Raw genomic sequence first — 16,819 nt, forward strand, 5'->3', positions numbered from 1 at the left:
TGGGCTCGGGGGTCCCGGACCGAGGCGGCGTCTGAGGTTCCGCCACCGGCACCGCCCAGCACGTCTCGTCAACACAGGCCCGCAAGTGAGGAGGTGAGACCGTGTCCGATGCTTGGTTCGTGCTGCTGGCCGTGCTGCTGCTGCTAGTGCTGATCGCCGCCCGCACGCCGATCTTCGTGGCGCTGAGCGTGTCCGGGATCGCCGGGATCCTCGCCATCGGCGGGCCGGGTGCGCTGGAGCTGGTCCCGCTGGCGCTGGTGTCCCAGCTGCAGGAGTACTCGCTGGTGGCCGCACCGCTGTACATCCTGTTCGGCGAGGTGCTGGCCGCCAGCGGGTTGGGCGCGGGCCTGTTCGCGGCCGCCTACCGGTGGTTCAACCGGGTGCCGGGCGGGCTGGCGGCCTCGGCGATCGGCTCGTCCACGGTGTTCGGCGCCATGTCCGGGGTGAGCATTTCCTCGGTGGCGGTGATCGGGCGGATGGCCGTGCCGGAGATGCTCGACCGCGGCTACAAGCCCGCGCTGGCCAGCGGTGCGGTGGCGGCGTCGGGTGCGTTGGCGATGCTCATCCCGCCGAGCCTGATGTTCATCCTGTACGCCTCGGTGACCGGGGAGAGCATCGCGCAGCTGTTCGCGGGCGGGCTGCTGCCCGGGCTGCTGCTGGCCGCGCTGATGGGCGGCTACGTGGTGGTGCGCGCCAAACTCGCCCCCGCCGAGGCTCCCGGCGCCGAGGAGCGGTTCACCTGGCGCGAGCGGTTCGCGGCGCTGCGCCACGTGCTGCCCGCGCTGCTGCTCATCGTGCTGGTGCTCGGGGCGATCTACACCGGGGTGGCCACGCCGACCGAGGCTGCCGGGGTGGGCACGCTGGCGGCGTTCGCGGTCACCGGGCTGCTCTACCGCAGCCTGGACCGCGCGACCGTGAAACGGGTCTTCGCGTCCACGGTGCAGGTGTCCGGCGCGGTGCTGGCGATCGTCGGTTCGGCGTTCGTGTTCACCCAGATGCTGGTGCTGGCGCGGGTTCCGGACGCGGTGGCCGAATTCGTGGTGGGGCTGGACGTCTCGCCCTACGTGGTGCTCGCCGCGATCATGCTCCTGCTGCTGGTGCTGGGCTGCCTGGTCGACGCGGCCTCGCTGCTGCTGGTGGTCGCGCCGGTGCTGGTGCCCGCGGTGGAGGCGCTGGGTTTCGACCCGCTGTGGTTCGGCGTGCTGCTGGTGGTCAACCTGGAGATGGCGGTGATCACGCCGCCGGTGGGCCTGAACCTGTACACGATGAAATCGGTCGTGCCGCAGCTGGACATCGCCGACGTGCTGCGCGGGGCGCTGCCCTACATCGCCATCGAGGCGGGGCTGCTCGTGCTGCTCGTCGCGTTCCCGGAGATCGTCACGTTCCTCCCCGAAATCATCGCTTGACCGGCGGTGACCGGCGGGTCCCAATCCGATGGGTTGCCCGCCGCACCGCGCCGATCGCCCCATAGGATGACGGCCGGGCGACCGAGGAGTGGCATTGGCGATGTGGCAGTTCGGCCCGTACCAGGTGCAGGGCCTGATCGCGCGCGGCGGCATGGGCGAGATCCTGCGCGCCTACGACACCCGGCACGACCGCGTGGTGGCGCTGAAGGTGCTGGCCGAGCACTTGGCCGCCGACCGGGAGTTCCGCGAGCGGTTCAAGACCGAGGCGCACGCCGCGGCACGGCTCAACGATCCACACGTGATCCCGATCCACTCCTACGGCGAGATCGACGGGCGCCTGTACCTGGACATGCGGCTGGTCGAGGGCAACGACGTGGGATCGCTGCTGGCCGCCTCGGGCCCGATGTCCCCGCACTCGGCGGTGGCGATCATCGAGCAGATCGCGCAGGCGCTGGACGCCGCGCACGCGCAGGGCGTCGTGCACCGGGACGTGAAGCCGTCCAACATCATGGTGGCCACCGGGGGTTTCGCCTACCTCGTCGACTTCGGCATCGCGCATTCCGCTCGCACGAACACCTCGCTGACCTCGACCGGGTTCACCGTCGGGACGCTGGCCTACATGGCCCCGGAGCGGTTCAACGACGCCCCGGCCGATGCCCGCTCCGACGTCTACTCGCTGGCGTGCGTCCTTTACCAGTGCGTCACCGGCACCAAGCCCTTCGACGGCGACACGGCCGCATCGCTGATCCACGCGCAGCTCAACCTGATGCCGCCGGCCCCGAGCCACGTCGGCCCCGCAGTACCGCGCGGGCTGGACGAGGTGATCGGCCGCGGGATGAGCAAGGACCCGGCGCAGCGCTTCACCGCGGCCGGGGAGTTCGCCCGCGCGGCGCGCGATGCGCTGACCCGGCAGCTGCCCGCGGGAGTCCCGACCGCCGACTCCGGGCGCCGGTCCGGGATGGGCGCGGGTGCGAAGTGGGGCCTGGCCGGCGGGATCGCCGCTGCGGTGCTGCTGGCCGCCGCGGGCAGCTACGCGCTGCTGCAGCCGCTCGGCGGTACCGACGATGTCGGGCAGCCGCGGCCCGTTCCGGCCGACCCTCCCGCGTCGCAACCGCAGACCTCACCGCCGCAGACCGAAACCTCCGCGGCAGATCCGGGCGAGCCGGCACCACCGGAGTCCGAGATCGAGCGCACCGCGGACCTCCCGCCGGAGGAGCCCGCGCCGGAGATCACCCAGTGGTGCAAGTCGATCAGCTTCGCCGGGGAGGAGCGCGGGACCGGCTGCTACGACGCCACGCAGCAGGCGCTGACCGCGCACGACACCAACAAGGACGGCATGTGGATCCGCACCGACTCCTGGACGGACTACCGCCAGGACGACGAGTGCCGGGACTACAACAGCGAAGGCGATGCCGAGGTGTGCCCGATCGACGTCGAGCCCGACTCGCGCGTGCGCTTCCAGGTCGAGCTCTGGGACGCCAAGACCCGGATCAGTGAGACCAGCTGGACGGTCTACCTGCCCGCCCGGCCCTGACCGGCCTGCTGCGACACGCGCTGCGGCACGGCGAATTTTTCAGATGGTGATCGGTGCCGGACCCCCGCGAATGATCGGCACGTACCCGGTGCGCTGGGCCGGTGCACCGGTTCGTGCGCTGTGGTTTCGGCGCACCGGCGCGGCTTCCGGCGCGACAGTGCGTCCGGGCGGTTGTATGTTGCGCCCGGGGCGGCGCGCAGAAGTCCCCTGTCCTGCGGCGCGAACCCCGGCGCACAGGTCTTTCCGCTGGTCGACCCCGAATCCGGGCCGGCGGAGGAGACGGCGCCGCGGCGGGGCGGCGGCGATGACCCGGGAGCGGAACACCGGCCGCCGCCGCCTCGGCGCACCGTCCGACCTGGGAAAACCCGCGGGCGGCCGGTCCGCGGCCCGCGGCGGGGCGCCGTCCGGAGCGAGCCACCCGCCGAACTGCTCCATTCGGCCCAACACCGTTTCGCCCGATCGCCGAACGGCGGCGCAACGACTGCTTACCCTTGTCGCGGAACCGCCCCCGGCACCTGGATTGCCGGGGGCGGCTCCTCATCGTCACGGCCGTCGTGCCGGCCGCGCAACGGTGCTACCGCAGGTCGAACCGCCCGCGCCGCACACCGTCCACGAACATCGACCACTCCGCCCGATCGAACAGCAGAGTGGCCGCGTCGCGGTTCTTCGTGTCCCGGACGCCGAAGGTGGACGCCGCGGGATCGCTTCCCCACTCGACGCAGTCCGTATCGTGCGAGTACGAGCTCTTGCGCCAGTGGGAGAGCTGGTGGAGCTGAGCCATCTTGTCCCTATCACCCTTTCCTTCTTCGGTACTGCTGGGCGTATTCGGCGATGAGCTCGGCTGACTCGCGTTCGCTCAGCGCCACTTTCCGGACGCGGTCCGCGACTTCACGGAAGGGGCGGACGTCGTCCGGGTCATCCACGAACACCCCGCAGCTGCGGTGCTCCACGTGCACCACGGCACGGTCGTGCCCGAAGTCGATGAGCTCGAAACCGCCTGCCAGACCGGGATACGAGCCGGTATCCAGGTCGTTGCGCACCACGGTGATGCTGATCTTGGGCTCTTCGGCGAGCTCACGCAGGTGCTCCAACTGCTCGACCATCGTGTCCGCGGTGCCGATCGGCCGGAGGGTGGATTCGTCGAGCACGACCGCGTACTCGTCCAGCTTGCGGTAGCCGAAAACCCGCTTGCGGACCTGGCGCATCTCCACGTACTCGTCGATGTTGCCGGTGTCGAGCAGGGTTTCGCGCAGCAGTGCCCGCGAGTAGTTGCGGGTCTGCAGCAGCCCGGGCACCACGGTCACCGACGTCTGCAGGATGCGGTGCGCGCGCTGCTCGGCGTCCAGCAGCGCGGTCGTCTGCGTGGACAGTTCGAGGCCGAACTCCCACCACACCGGTTCGTTGATCTCGCGGACGAGCCGCAGGATGGGCTCCTGCCTGCTCTGCGGCTGCCCGATCGCGGTCAGGAACCGCAGAACATCGTCATAGTCCGGTTCGCTGCCGAACACGCCCCGTTCGAAGCGGCTCACCTTCGACTCGGACCAGCCCAGGCGGTCCCCGACCTGGCGCATGCTCAGCCCGCTGGACCGGCGTGCTTCGCGGAGTTCGCGCGCGAGGGCTCGACGTCGTGGTGTGGCGGTCATCGTCATCACCTTAGGGTCGCTCGTACTGTCCGAAGTAGATGATCGGCTCGGGTGATCGGTGAGTGGAGCCCGCCGTGCGCCGGGTTCACATGATTTCTCACCCGAAGTGGGTACTCCCGATCACTTGCAAGTCTGTCACCGTGCTGACAGTCTTGCATTCGCTGTATGGAGGGGATTCTTCGCGAAGATGTCGTGCTCGACCGGACCGTTTCCGTGCGTTCCGCTCGTGCAGGACCAGGTCCGCGCGCCGGGTTCGTCGGGGGCGCGACGCGATCGGACCGGGCCGCACGTGCACCGGACGCGGATGTTCCGGCATTCGGCCGAGCGCCGGCGGAGAAGCGTGCAGACCGGGGGTGCCGGTACCGCCGAACCGGTCGGCAGCTGCAGCGGACGATGAGTCGTTGACGAGGTGAAACGTGTTCACGATGTTCTTGATCGGCTTCTTCGCGGCGGTCAACGTGCTGATCTGGTCCGAGGTGTTGTACCGCACCGAGACCCTGCACGTGTGGGCGGGCCGCAGAATCCCGGCCGATCCGAACACCGGATCCGCGCCCGATGACCTGCGCAATCACGATTCGCCTTCCGGCGGGGAGCCGGCATTCCGCTCAGCAGTCCCGTTTCCCCGCTAACGAGATCACCCGTTCGCCGCATTCCCCACCGCGGGCGGCATGTCCGAGGCAGCCCGGACCGGATCACTGCGCGTTCCCTCCCGCCGCAGCCGGACCGGGCCCTGGTCGCGTTCCCGCCGCCCGCGTTCCCACCACGACCCGGCGCCCGCGCGCCAGGAGGACCTCATGCCCCGACAAGCTGTTGAACCGACGCTGATCTCATCGGTTCGACGCGCACTCCGCCTGCTGGAAGAGGTGAGCAACAGCCCGCGCGGCAACACGGCGAAATCCCTCGCCCGGCGCAGCGGGCTCGCGCTGCCCACGACCTACCACCTGCTGCGCACCCTCGTGCACGACGGCTACCTGGACAAGCTCGAAGACGGCTCCTACGTCCTCGGCGACCACGTGGGCGAGGTCCTGTCCGCGAGCCCCGGACACCTCGTCCACCGCAAGGTGCGCGCCTCGCTGGCCGAACTGCGCGACCGCACCCGCGCGGCCGCCTACCTCGCCCGGTACCACGACGGGGAAGCCGAGGTCACCGAGATCGTGGACAGCCCCGCCCATCCGCGGGTGGACTGCCCGATCGACTTCCGCGAGGCGGCACACGCCACCGCGGTCGGCAAGTGCCTGCTGTCCGGGTTGAGCAGATCCGAACGCGCCGAGCACTTCGACCGGCATCCGCCGTTGGACCTCACCCCGCAGACGCTGACCCGCACCCGCGAGCTCGTGCACGGCGCGCGCCCGCGGCTGTGCGTGGACACCGAGGAGTATTCCCTGGGCACCTCCTGCGTGGCCGTGCCCGTCGACGGGTGGCCCACCCCGGTGGCCGTCGGCGTCTCGCTGCCCGCCGGGCGGTTCGACCGGGCCCGGGGCGTGCGCGACGAACTGGTCGCCGCCGCCGAGCGCATAGCCGGGGCGCTGGCCGTGTCCGGCATGTTCCCCGAAGCGCGCAAGACCCCCGCCTGAGCTCGGACGAGACCCCCGCGGTGTGATCTGCGGCCGGTTCGGGAACAGGCCGCGGGCTGCTGCGTTGCACCGGGTGTGGGACTGCGGCTGTCGGTGCTGGACCGCTCGCACCTCAAGCGGGGACGCAGCGCTGCGGAGGCGCTGCGCGAGACGGTGCGCGTCGCGCGCGCCGTCGAGGCCGCGGGCTACCACCGGTTCTGGGTCGGTGAGCACCACGGCGTGCCCGGGGTGGCCGGAGCGGCACCGACCGTGCTGGCCGCCGCCGTCGCCGCGCGGACCACGCGGATCCGGGTCGGCACCGGCGGGGTGATGTTGCCCAACCACCGCCCGCTGGTGGTGGCCGAGCAGTTCGCCGCGCTGGCCGCGCTGTTCCCCGGGCGCATCGACGCCGGGGTGGGGCGCTCGGTGGGCTTCACCGCCCCGGTGCGCCGGGCGCTCGGCGCGGGCCGCGCCGAGGCGGAGCGGTTCGGCGAGCAGCTGACCGAACTGCGCAACGGGCTCGCCGGCCACGGACCGGACGAGGTGCCGGTGGTCGCCGCGGAAGGGCTGGACATCCCGCTGTTCGTGCTAGCCACCGGCGCGGGCGCGGACACCGCTGCTCAGCTGGGTCTTCCGCTGGTGATCGCCGCACCCCGCGGGGACGACCGGATGGCGGATGCGGTAGCGCGGTACCGCGAGCGGTTCGTCCGCACCACACCCGATTCCGGTCCGCACGTGGTGCTGTCCCGCTCGGTCGCGGTGGCGGACACCGCAGCGCAAGCCCGCGAACTGCTGGCGTCCGAAGCCTGGGCCGAGGTGCGCTCCCGCCGCACGGGCGTGTTCCCGCCGCTGGTGCCGCCGGACGAAGTCCGCCCGGACCAGATGTCGCAGCGCGAGCGGACGCTGTTCGAGAATTCGCTGCGCACCACGATTCTCGGCACCGAGCAGCAGGTGCGCGACCAGCTGGCCGAGCGGTTCGCGCGCACCGGCGCCGACGAGCTGCTGGTCACCACCAGCGCTTTCGACACCGAACTCCTGCTCGACTCGCACCGCAGGCTGGTCACCCTGGCCGACCGGCTCTAGCCGTGCAGGAGCGGCAGCGTTCCCAGGATTCCGGCGGTGCCCGGTCAGTGACGAACGCCGCACGCGCAGCACGACGACTGTCCGGCACGAAACGCAACCGCCTGCCGCCGCAGCTGCCGGAGCGGACCCGGGACGTAGGATCACACCGATGGTCTCCCCCGCCGTGCTGGCCGGGCGGTTGCGCGAGTGCGATCGCCTGCTGCCACGTCCCGACTCGTTCCGCAGCCCCGACCGGTTGACCGTGCCGTGGGCGGAGTTCTGCGATCCGGGCGGGCCGTGGTTGGGCCGCTGCATCGACGAGTGGCAGCAGCGCGGCGGGTTCCGGCATCGCCGTGCGGGCATCGTGCTGGTGGCCTTCCGATTCGGCTGGCTGGCGTGCTGCGCCACGGTGCCCGAACAGCACCTGGGCGTGCCCGGACCCGCGCTGTCCGGGCTGCGCGCGGTGATCACCGAAGAAGGCAGGCTGTCCGGCCTGCGCCCCGATCCCGACCGGCCGAGGCTCGCCGACGAGCAGCAGTGGTGGACCGACCTGCGCGCCGCGTTCACCCCGCTGGCCGCGGCGCTGCGCGAGCTGGGCGGACCGCCCGCCGACAGCCACGAGTACTGGGGCAATCCGGTGGGCTCGATCGGCACCGTGCTCTGGCGGTTGCAGCGGGCGGGCATGCCGGGTGATGCCGTCGGCACGGCGCGCAGGCTGCGCGCGGCCACCGGCGCCGAGCACCTGCTGGACATCGACGAGCGGCGCAGCCCGTGGACGCGGCGGCGCACGTGCTGCCAGTGGTGGCGCAAGCGCGGGGGTGGCTACTGCGACGAATGCGTGCTGTGGAACTCGGGGTCGCGCGCCCCGGCGTGAATGCTGGGAAACCGCAGCGGTTCCCGACGTCAGCCCAGCAGTCCGGCGGTCTGGCGCACCATTTCCAGGTCCTCGCGCGCCTGCACGACCGCGGTGCGCACCGCCGCCCCGCGCCCGGTGAGGTCGGCGTCCTGCCCGGCCTGCGCGTTGCGCGCGGAATCCAGCCGCACACCGGCGCATTCCAACGCCCCGCACACCACCGAGCGCACCGGCGGCTGGTGCTCGCCGAGCCCACCGGTGAACACCAGCAAGTCCAGCCCACCCAGCACGGCCAGCATCGCCCCGGCGTGCCGCACCAGGCCGTGCCGGTGCACCCGCTCGGCCAGCTCGGCGTCGGCGTCACCGCGCTCGGCCGCCGCCCGCACGTCGCGCAGATCCCCGGACGTGCCGGACAGCCCTGCCATACCGGAACGTTCGGCGAGCGCGTCGAACAGCTCGACCGGATCGAGACCGCGGTTCGTCAGCAGCCAGCCCAGCAGCCCCGGATCCACCGAACCGCTGCGCGTGTTCATCACCAGACCCTCTTCGGGGGTGAATCCCATGGTGGTGTCCACGCAGCGCCCGTCGACCACCGCGGCCATCGACGCCCCGGCACCCAGGTGACAGCTGAGCACCTTGCCGCGGCCGGGCTCCAGCCCGGTGATCTCGGCCGCCCGCCGCACCGCATGCGCATGCGAGAGCCCGTGGAACCCGAAGCGGCGCAGGCCCCATCGCGCGTTCCACTCCCGCGGCAGCGCGTAGGTGGCCGCAGCGGGCGGCATGGCCGCGTGGAAGGCGGTGTCCACGCACACCACCGAGGGCACGGCCGGATCCGCCTCGCGCGCGGCCCGGATGCCCAGCAGAGCCCGCGGCTGGTGCAGCGGGGCCAGTTCGGTCAGCGACTCCAGCTGCGCGATCACCTCGTCGTCGACGAGGCGCGGACCGGTGATCGACGTGCCGCCGTGCACCACGCGGTGCGCGACGGCCTGCGCGCCGTGCTCGGCGAGGAACGCGCGCACCGGTTCCGGTTCGCCGTGCCAGCGCTGCAGATCGTGCTCGTCCACCAGCCGATCGCCGTCCAGCAGCGCCAGTTTCAGACTGCTGGAACCGGCGTTGACGGTGAGCACCCTCATTGCGGCGACCAGGTCCAGTTGCGCACCTCGGGCAGGTCCTCACCGTAGGTCGTGACGTGGTGCCGGTGCTCGACGAGCTTGTCGGTGAGCGCCTCGCGCGCGTACGCGGCCCGGGCGCCCAGCTGCGGAACGCGGTCGATCACGTCGATGGCGAGGTTGAACCGGTCGATCTCGTTGAGCACGCACATGTCGAACGGCGTGGTGGTGGTGCCTTCCTCCTTGTACCCGCGCACGTGGATGTTGCGGTGGTTGTTCCGCCGGTAGGTGAGCCGGTGGATCAGCCACGGATAGCCGTGATAAGCGAAGATCACCGGCCGGTCGCGGGTGAACAGGCTGTCGAACTCGACATCGGTCAGCCCGTGCGGGTGCTCGCCCGCGTCCTGCAGCCGCATCAGGTCGACCACGTTGACCACCCGCATCCGCAGGTCCGGGAAGAAGCCGCGCAGCCGGTCGACCGCCGCCAGCGTCTCCATCGTGGGCACGTCCCCGGCGCAGCCCAGGACCACGTCCGGTTCGCCGTCCTGGTCGTTGCTGGCCCAGTCCCAGATTCCGATGCCCTTGGTGTTGTGCACCACGGCCGCTTCCATGTCCAGGTACTGCGGCGCGGGCTGCTTGCCGGCCACCACGACGTTGATGTAGTCCCGGCTGCGCAGGCAGTGGTCCGCCACGGACAGCAGCGTGTTCGCGTCCGGTGGCAGGTACACCCGCACGACCTCGGCCTTCTTGTTGACCACGTGGTCGATGAAACCCGGGTCCTGGTGCGAGAAACCGTTGTGGTCCTGGCGCCACACGTGCGAAGTGAGCAGGTAGTTCAGCGAGGAGATCGGCTGGCGCCACTGCAGCCCGGTGCTGACCTTGAGCCATTTGGCGTGCTGGTTGACCATCGAGTCCACGATGTGCGCGAAGGCTTCGTAGCTGGAGAAGAAGCCGTGCCTGCCGGTCAGCAGGTAGCCCTCCAGCCAGCCCTGGCAGGTGTGCTCGGACAGGATCTCCATCACCCGCCCGCCCGGGGCCAGCCCGTCGTCGCCGGGCTCGGTCTCGGCGTCCCAGGCGCGCGCGGTGACCTCCAGCAGCGCGCCCAGCCGGTTGGAGTTGTTCTCGTCCGGGGAGAACACCCGGAAGTTGCGCTCATCGGCGTTGCGCTGCATCACGTCCCGCAGGAACTCGCCGAGGACCTTCGTCGCCTCGGCCTTGTCGGTCCCCGGTTGCTGCACGCGCACCGCGTAGTTCCGGAAGTCCGGCATCCGCAGCGCGCGCAGCAGGTGCCCGCCATTGGCGTGCGGGTTGTCGCTCATCCGCCGCGGCCCCGCGGGATTGTTCTCCCCGATGCGCGGGACGGGTGCGCCGGATTCCTCGAACAGCTCCGCCGGGCCGTAGCTGCGCATCCAGGACTCCAGGATGCGCAGGTGTTCGGGGTTCTGCCGCGGGTCGGTGATCGGGACCTGGTGCGCGCGCCAGGATCCCTCCACCCGCTTGCCATCCACTTCGGACGGTGCGGTCCAGCCCTTCGGCGTGCGCAGCACGATCATCGGCCAGCGCGGGCGCTGCACGGAACCATCCCGGCGCGCGCGGTGCTGGATCGTGCTGATCTCGTCCAGGCAGCGGTCCAGGGTGGCCGCGAACAGCTGGTGCATGGCCTCGGGTTCGGACCCGGCCACCAGGTGCGGCTCGTAGCCGTAGCCGCGCATCAGGCTGACCAGTTCCTCTTCCGGGATGCGGGCCGGGATCGTCGGACTGGCGATCTTGTACCCGTTGAGGTGCAGGATCGGCAGCACCGCACCGTCGGTGGCCGGGTCGAGGAACTTGTTCGAGTGCCAGCTGGTGGCCAGCGGTCCCGTCTCCGCCTCCCCGTCACCGACCACGCAGGGCACGATCAGCTCCGGGTTGTCGAACGCGGCACCGAACGCGTGCGAGAGCGAGTAGCCCAGCTCCCCGCCCTCGTGGATGGACCCGGGCGTCTCCGGGGCGACGTGACTGGGCACGCCGCCGGGGAAGGAGAACTGGGTGAACAGCCGCTGCAGCCCCTCGTAGTCGCGAGCGACGTCCGGGTAGATCTCGCTGTAGGTGCCCTCCAGCCAGGCCCCGGCGACCAGCCCGGGACCGCCGTGCCCGGGACCGATCACGTACATCATGTCCAGGTCGCGGTGGCGGATCGCCCGGTTGAGGTGCGCGTAGACGAAGTTGAGCCCCGGTGTGGTGCCCCAGTGACCCAGCAGCCGCGGTTTGATGTGCTCGGGTTTGAGCGGCTCCCGCAGCAGTGGGTTGTCCATCAGGTAGATCTGCCCGACGGACAGGTAGTTCGCCGCCCGCCACCACGTCTGCAGCACGTCGAGCTCCTCGCGGCCGAGGTGCCCGGCTGCGGGGGCGGTGGTCGCCCAGGTGGTGGTCCCGGTGGTTGCGGTGCTCTCGCCGGTCATGCTCGCGCTCCTCGCCTCGTCCACGCTCCTCAGCGTGGTTGCGCGAAGCCGCTTCGCAACTCGGCAGCGGGACTCAGATCAGGCGTTCGACCGTCGCCTCGGCCGCCGAGCGTTGCGCCGCACCGATGATCTCCAGGACGTCGACGGCCTGCTGCGGGTCCACCGGCGGCGGCCCTGCGCCGCGCAGCGCGGCAACGACCCCGTCGTAGAACGCCGAATAGTCCCCCGGCTCGCCGGCGATCTCCCGGGTGGCCGATCCGGTGCCGAGCGCGCCGCGCTGCTGCTCGGGTTCGGCGCCCCAGCTGCCGCGATCCACCGGGCGCCTGCCCGCGCGCAGCTCGGCCTCCTGCGGATCGGTCCCGTACTTGGTGAACTCCGCCTGCGAGCCCAGCAGCCGGAACCGCGGGCCGGACCGGGCGGCCACCTTGCTCATCCACAGGTGGGAGCGGACCCCGCTGCGGTGGGTCAGCGCCAGGAAGGTGTCGTCATCGGCGCGCGCACCCGGGCGACGGGCGTCCGTCTCGGCGTAGACGGCCGCGACCGGCCCGAACAGCTGCAGGGCCTGGTCGATGAGGTGGCTGCCGAGGTCGTAGAGCAGACCGGCCGCGTCCTCGGCGCCGCCCGCGTCGCGCCAGGTCTGCTTGATCTCCGGTGCCCAGCGCTCGAAGCGGGATTCGAACCGGTGCACCCGGCCGAGCTCACCGGAGTCGAGCACCGCGCGCACCGTGCGGAAATCGCCGTCCCAGCGGCGGTTGTGGAACGCGGTGAGCAGCAACCCGGCCCGCTCGGCCCGCTCGGCCAGGCTGCGCGCCTCGGCTGCGGTCGTGGTGAGCGGTTTGTCCACCACCACCGGGAGCCCGGCCTCCAGCGCGGCCCGGGCGTGCGCGGCGTGCAGCCGATTCGGGCTGGTCACCACGACGAGGTCGAGGTCGTCGGCCCGGGTCAGCAGCGCGTCCAGATCGTCGACGAGGGCGGTGCCGGGGTGTTCCGCCGCGGCCTGCTCGCGGCGCTGCGGGTTCGCGGTCACCACCGCCCGCAGGTCGAGATCGGGGTGCGCGGCGATCAGCGGCGCGTGGAAGAAGGCGCCACCGACCCCGTAGCCGACGAGCCCGACGTTGAGCGGTGCTGCGGGATCCATGGCGGAGACCCTATGCCACGGTGCCGCCGCGCCCGGCCGCAACGATGCCGCCGGGCGCGGCGCGAATCAGTAGCCGCGGGCGACCCAGTCGTCGAACTGCCCGCGCACCTCGCCGATCGTGCTGCTGCCACCGTGCCCGGGATGAACCTCGGTCGCGTCCGGCAGGGCCAGCAGCCGATCCCGGATCGAGCGCACGACGACGTCGAAGTCCGAGTAGCTGCGGCCGGTCGCCCCCGGACCGCCCGCGAACAGCGTGTCGCCGGTGAACACCACGCCCAGCTCCGGCGAGTGCAGGCACACCGCCCCGGGCGCGTGGCCCGGCGTGTGCAGCACCCGCAGCACGGACCCGGCGATCTCCAGCTCCTGGCCGTCGGCGAGCTCCCTGTCCGGTTTGCGGTCCGGGTGGGTCATGTTCCACAGCACCATGTCGTCCGGGTGCAGCAGGATCGGCGCGTCCACCGCGTCGGCCAGCTCCGGGGCCTTGCGCACGTGGTCGTCGTGCGCGTGCGTGCACACCACCGCGCGCACCGCGCGGTCACCCACCAGCCGCCGGATCTCGGCGACGTCGTGCGGGGCGTCGATGACGAAGCACTCCCGGTCGTCACCGAGCACCCACGCGTTGTTGTCGACCTCGTGCGTCTGCCCGTCCAGAGAGAACGTCCCCGACGTGGTCGCGTGGTCGATACGCAGCGCCATCACAGGTTCACCACCGATCGCAGCACCTCGCCGCGGTGCATCTTGTCGAACGCCGCTTCCACGTCACCGAGCCCGATCTCCTCGGTCACGAACTTCTCCAGCGGCAGCCTGCCCTGCTGGTACATCTCGACCAGCGCCGGGAAGTCCCGCTCCGGCAGGCAGTCGCCGTACCAGCTGGGCTTGATCGCGCCGCCCCGGGCGAACACGTCCAGCAGCGGCAGCTCCAGCATCATGTCCGGGGTGGGCACCCCGACCAGCACCAGGGTCCCGGCGTGGTCGCGGGCGTAGAACGCCTGCTTGAAGGTCTGCGGCGTGCCCACGGCATCCACGACGATGTCCGCGCCGAAACCACCGGTCAGCTCGCGCACCGCCTCGACGGTGTCGTACTCGGCGGCGTTGACGGTGTGCGTCGCGCCGAACTCGCGGGCCCAGGTGAGCTTGGTCGGATCGGTGTCCACGGCGATGATCCGGCGGGCGCCGACCATGTTGGCACCGGCGATCGAGCCGTCGCCGACCCCGCCGCAACCGATCACCGCGACCGTGTCGCCCGGGCCGGCCCCTCCGGTGTTGACCGCGGCGCCGATCCCGGCCATCACACCGCAGCCGAGCAGTCCGGCCACAGCGGACCGGGCCTGCGGATCGACCTTGGTGCACTGTCCGGCCGCGACCAGGGTCCGCTCGGTGAACGCGCCGATGCCCAGCGCCGGCTCCAGCGCGGTGCCGTCCTGCAGGGTCATCGGCTGCGCGGCGTTGTGCGTGTCGAAGCAGTACTGCGGCTCACCGCGCTTGCAGGCGCGGCACACCCCGCACACCGCGCGCCAGTTGAGCACCACGAAGTCGCCGGGCGCCACGTCCCGCACGCCATCGCCGACCTGTTCGACGGTTCCGGCCGCCTCGTGCCCCAGCAGGAACGGGTAATCGTCGCTGATCCCGCCCTCGCGGTAGTGCAGGTCGGTGTGGCACACCCCGCACGACTGGACCCGGACCACCGCCTCGCCCGGGCCGGGATCCGGAACATCGATCGTCACCAGTTGCACCGGCTCGCCCTTGCCGGTCGACACCACCGCACGGCTGTCGGTCACGAGCACCTCCTGTCATCGGTCGAGGTGGGAATCGGTCGATACCCGGGACATCGTCGTATGCGCGCTCGGCCATCGGCAAGGTTGCCGATATCCGCTGGTTGTACCGAGCGGAACAACCACACGGAACGTCATCGCACGACTACTGTACGATTTCACCGTGCACGAAGGCGGTCCCCCGGCGGTAGAACGCGATCCCGGCGCGCCGCGGCACGCCGAACGCCCGATGGACATCGACCGGCCCGCAGCGGCCCGGATCTACGACGCGTTCCTCGGCGGCGGGCACAACTTCGGCGTGGAGCGGGATTTCGCCGAGCACCTGGCCCGGGACCTGCCCGGCGTCACCGAGGTCTACCGGGAGAACCGGGCGTTCCTGCGCCGCAGCGTCGAACACCTGCTCGCCCGCGGTGTCCGGCAGTTCCTGGACCTGGGCTCGGGAATCCCGACCATCGGCCCGGCCCACGAGGTCGCCGCCCGCCGCAGCCGGGACTTCCGGGTGCTCTACGTCGACAACGAACCGCTCACCGCGGCGCACAGCAAACCGCTGCTGGCCGGGGATCCGCGGGTGGACATGCTGCGCGCCGATCTGCGCGACCCGGACGCGGTGCTCGGCTCGGCCGAAGCCGCGCAGCTGCTGGACCTGCGGGAACCGGTGGCCCTGCTGGCGACCGCGGCGCTGCACTTCGTCCCGGACGGCGACCGCCCGGCAGCGATCCTGGCCGCCTACCGGGACGCGCTGCCCGCGGGCAGCCACCTGCTGCTGTCCCACCTGACCGGCAGCCGCGCCCCGACCGCGACCAACGCGCTGTGCCGGCACTACGCGGCCAGCAGCGACCCGCTGTTCCCGCGCGCGACCGGCGAGATCGAGGGACTGTTCGACGGATTCCCCGTGCTGGCACCCGGATTGGCCTACCTCGCCGACTGGCGACCGGACCCCGAGCAGCGCGCGGGCAGCGGCTACCGGCTGCTGTTCGGCGGGCTGGGCCGCACGCGCTGAGCGGTCAGCGGCGCGCGAACGGCAGCAGGACGGCGGCGAGCACCACCGCGCCCGCGGCGGACAGCCAGGCCGGGGCGAGACCGAAGTGCTCAGCGAGGAAGCCGAACGCCAGCGGGCCGAGGCTGCTGCCGAAGTAGATGCCGGTCTGGGTGAACGACGTCGCGCCGGCCACGCGGTCCGGGGCGAGCTTGGTGACGGCGAAGTTGAACAGACCCGGCCACGCCCATCCGGCGCCGAACCCGATCAAGACGCCAACCAGGAACACCGCCGGGGAACTCACCGCCATCAGCGCGAAACCGACCGAGCCGATGAGCATCATGCCGGTGATCAACCGGACCAGGTCGGGATCGAACCGATCGGCGGCTGCCCCGGACAGCAACCGCACCGTGAGCCCGGCGCAGGAAGCCACGGACAGCACCACGCCCGCCGCCGACGGGCTGAACCCCACGTCCACGGCGGTGGTGGTCACGAACGCGCCGAGCGCGTTGGCCGAGGCGGAGGCGAGTCCGCCGGAGACGGCCATGAGCAGCAGGGCCCCGCGGCGCGGGCCGGGTGCGTCCCCGGTCGAGGCGGGAGCCGAGCGCTCGGCCTCGGGCATGCGGGGCACCGCGAGCGCGGCGACGAGCCCCACCGCACCGCCGAGCACGAACACCCACCGCCAGCCGACGGTCAGCGCCACCGCGGGTACCGCCACCCCGGCCAGCAGGGTGGCCGCCGGGATGGAGGACTGCTTGACCGCGAAGCCCACGCCCCTCCGGTGCACCGGAACGCCCTGGGCGATCAGCAGGTTCGACGCGGGCTGGCCCAGCGAGTTGGGCAGTCCGGCCAGCCACAGCACGCCCAGCAGCCAGGTCGGCGTCTGCACCAGGGCGAGGCCGAACAGGCACAGCGCGCTGCCCACGGCGGCCAACCGCATGCCCAGCCGGGCTCCCATGCGTTCGACGAGCCAGCCCATCGCGCGCGAGGACACCGCGGCCACGCCGAAGAATCCGGCCGTGCCCAGGCCCAGCAGCGCGGCACCGAAACCGAGGTCACCCCGCAGCTGCACCCCGAGCCCGCCGACACCGAACACCGGGAAGACCCCGGCGGTGACGACCGCGGCGACCGAGGACAGCACGCGGGCCGGTCCGACGCTGGGCCGCTGCTCGACGAGGGTCACGCTGTGCCGTCCTGTTCTGCTCGGCGGAGATCCTTCCTACCAGGCTGCGAACCCGAGGGGTTTTTAGCAACGCTAACGCGACCGAGTTCTCCGCGGGCGCGGGCCGAAGCCGCCGAATGCCGGTTGACCGCGCGCTGCGCACCCGCGAA

Annotated in this window: 15 protein-coding genes; 7 read left to right on the forward strand and 8 right to left on the reverse strand. The window is 71.8% G+C overall.

What is annotated here, in order from left to right; genetic code table 11:
* Positions 1–101 precede the first annotated feature (101 nt).
* Together IQ251_RS00835 and IQ251_RS00840 are read left to right on the forward strand one after the other, a co-directional pair.
* A complete protein-coding gene (locus tag IQ251_RS00835) occupies positions 102–1,406 on the forward strand; it encodes a TRAP transporter large permease (protein WP_193926439.1) in 1,305 nt (434 codons plus the stop codon).
* A 100-nt stretch (positions 1,407–1,506) separates the two neighbouring features.
* Positions 1,507–2,940, forward strand: a complete 1,434-nt coding sequence (locus IQ251_RS00840) for a serine/threonine-protein kinase (protein ID WP_193926586.1) — start codon at positions 1,507–1,509, stop codon at positions 2,938–2,940.
* A 574-nt stretch (positions 2,941–3,514) separates the two neighbouring features.
* Here the strand turns inward: IQ251_RS00840 and IQ251_RS00845 are convergent.
* Both IQ251_RS00845 and IQ251_RS00850 read right to left on the reverse strand, forming a co-directional pair.
* Positions 3,515–3,721, reverse strand: coding sequence for a DUF397 domain-containing protein (locus IQ251_RS00845; protein WP_193926440.1), 207 nt, complete (start codon positions 3,719–3,721; stop codon positions 3,515–3,517).
* Between the two features lie 10 nt (positions 3,722–3,731).
* Positions 3,732–4,583 carry a helix-turn-helix domain-containing protein gene (locus IQ251_RS00850; protein ID WP_193926441.1) on the reverse strand — a complete coding sequence of 284 codons (852 nt, stop codon included), beginning with the start codon at positions 4,581–4,583 and terminating at the stop codon, positions 3,732–3,734.
* Positions 4,584–5,014: 431 nt separating this feature from the next.
* Between IQ251_RS00850 and IQ251_RS00855 the strand changes: the two genes are divergently transcribed.
* From IQ251_RS00855 to IQ251_RS00870, 4 genes are all read left to right on the forward strand, one after another.
* Positions 5,015–5,212 carry a hypothetical protein gene (locus IQ251_RS00855; RefSeq protein ID WP_193926442.1) on the forward strand — a complete coding sequence of 66 codons (198 nt, stop codon included), beginning with the start codon at positions 5,015–5,017 and terminating at the stop codon, positions 5,210–5,212.
* A gap of 165 nt (positions 5,213–5,377) precedes the next feature.
* A complete protein-coding gene (locus IQ251_RS00860) occupies positions 5,378–6,157 on the forward strand; it encodes an IclR family transcriptional regulator (protein ID WP_193926443.1) in 780 nt (259 codons plus the stop codon).
* A 75-nt stretch (positions 6,158–6,232) separates the two neighbouring features.
* Entirely contained in the window at positions 6,233–7,219 is a 987-nt protein-coding gene (locus tag IQ251_RS00865) for an MsnO8 family LLM class oxidoreductase (protein ID WP_193926444.1), read from the forward strand.
* 148 nt (positions 7,220–7,367) lie between these two features.
* On the forward strand, positions 7,368–8,072 hold the full coding sequence (locus IQ251_RS00870; RefSeq protein ID WP_193926445.1) for a hypothetical protein: 705 nt from the start codon (positions 7,368–7,370) through the stop codon (positions 8,070–8,072).
* A 29-nt stretch (positions 8,073–8,101) separates the two neighbouring features.
* On the opposite strand, the gene IQ251_RS00875 is transcribed toward IQ251_RS00870, so the two are convergent.
* The 5 genes from IQ251_RS00875 to IQ251_RS00895 all read right to left on the reverse strand — a co-directional run bounded on the left by IQ251_RS00875 (position 8,102) and on the right by IQ251_RS00895 (position 14,517).
* Entirely contained in the window at positions 8,102–9,184 is a 1,083-nt protein-coding gene (locus IQ251_RS00875) for an acetate/propionate family kinase (protein WP_193926446.1), read from the reverse strand.
* A complete protein-coding gene (locus IQ251_RS00880; RefSeq protein WP_193926447.1) occupies positions 9,181–11,601 on the reverse strand; it encodes a phosphoketolase family protein in 2,421 nt (806 codons plus the stop codon). The genes IQ251_RS00875 and IQ251_RS00880 overlap by 4 nt, the downstream gene beginning before the upstream one ends.
* Positions 11,602–11,674: 73 nt before the next feature.
* The gene (locus IQ251_RS00885; protein ID WP_193926448.1) at positions 11,675–12,739 is read right to left on the reverse strand and encodes a Gfo/Idh/MocA family oxidoreductase; all 1,065 of its coding nucleotides are present in this window, start codon (positions 12,737–12,739) and stop codon (positions 11,675–11,677) included.
* A gap of 66 nt (positions 12,740–12,805) precedes the next feature.
* The gene (locus tag IQ251_RS00890) at positions 12,806–13,435 is read right to left on the reverse strand and encodes an MBL fold metallo-hydrolase (RefSeq protein WP_193926449.1); all 630 of its coding nucleotides are present in this window, start codon (positions 13,433–13,435) and stop codon (positions 12,806–12,808) included.
* Positions 13,435–14,517: an S-(hydroxymethyl)mycothiol dehydrogenase gene (locus tag IQ251_RS00895; RefSeq protein WP_193926450.1), complete on the reverse strand. Its 1,083-nt coding sequence runs from the start codon at positions 14,515–14,517 to the stop codon at positions 13,435–13,437. The genes IQ251_RS00890 and IQ251_RS00895 overlap by 1 nt, the downstream gene beginning before the upstream one ends.
* Positions 14,518–14,674: 157 nt before the next feature.
* Here IQ251_RS00895 and IQ251_RS00900 point away from each other — a divergent pair, with 157 nt between their 5' ends.
* On the forward strand, positions 14,675–15,511 hold the full coding sequence (locus IQ251_RS00900; RefSeq protein WP_370591126.1) for an SAM-dependent methyltransferase: 837 nt from the start codon (positions 14,675–14,677) through the stop codon (positions 15,509–15,511).
* Between the two features lie 4 nt (positions 15,512–15,515).
* Here IQ251_RS00900 and IQ251_RS00905 read toward each other — a convergent pair whose 3' ends face one another.
* Positions 15,516–16,670 (reverse strand): MFS transporter, encoded by a 1,155-nt coding sequence (locus IQ251_RS00905; protein WP_193926451.1) that lies wholly within the window; start codon positions 16,668–16,670, stop codon positions 15,516–15,518.
* Positions 16,671–16,819: the final 149 nt, after the last annotated feature.

The organism is Saccharopolyspora montiporae (genome assembly GCF_015209505.1).
Classification (GTDB): Bacteria; Actinomycetota; Actinomycetes; order Mycobacteriales; family Pseudonocardiaceae; genus Saccharopolyspora; species Saccharopolyspora montiporae.

Excerpts from the sequence above, each read along its gene's own strand:
- IQ251_RS00880 (WP_193926447.1), bottom strand. The coding sequence starts at position 11,601 with ATGACCGGCGAGAGCACCGCAACCACCGGGACCACCACCTGGGCGACC.
- IQ251_RS00850 (WP_193926441.1), bottom strand. The coding sequence starts at position 4,583 with ATGACCGCCACACCACGACGTCGAGCCCTCGCGCGCGAACTCCGCGAA.
- IQ251_RS00885 (WP_193926448.1), bottom strand. The coding sequence starts at position 12,739 with ATGGATCCCGCAGCACCGCTCAACGTCGGGCTCGTCGGCTACGGGGTC.
- IQ251_RS00870 (WP_193926445.1), top strand. The coding sequence starts at position 7,368 with ATGGTCTCCCCCGCCGTGCTGGCCGGGCGGTTGCGCGAGTGCGATCGC.
- IQ251_RS00875 (WP_193926446.1), bottom strand. The coding sequence starts at position 9,184 with ATGAGGGTGCTCACCGTCAACGCCGGTTCCAGCAGTCTGAAACTGGCG.
- IQ251_RS00890 (WP_193926449.1), bottom strand. The coding sequence starts at position 13,435 with ATGGCGCTGCGTATCGACCACGCGACCACGTCGGGGACGTTCTCTCTG.
- IQ251_RS00840 (WP_193926586.1), top strand. The coding sequence starts at position 1,507 with ATGTGGCAGTTCGGCCCGTACCAGGTGCAGGGCCTGATCGCGCGCGGC.
- IQ251_RS00860 (WP_193926443.1), top strand. The coding sequence starts at position 5,378 with ATGCCCCGACAAGCTGTTGAACCGACGCTGATCTCATCGGTTCGACGC.
- IQ251_RS00845 (WP_193926440.1), bottom strand. The coding sequence starts at position 3,721 with ATGGCTCAGCTCCACCAGCTCTCCCACTGGCGCAAGAGCTCGTACTCG.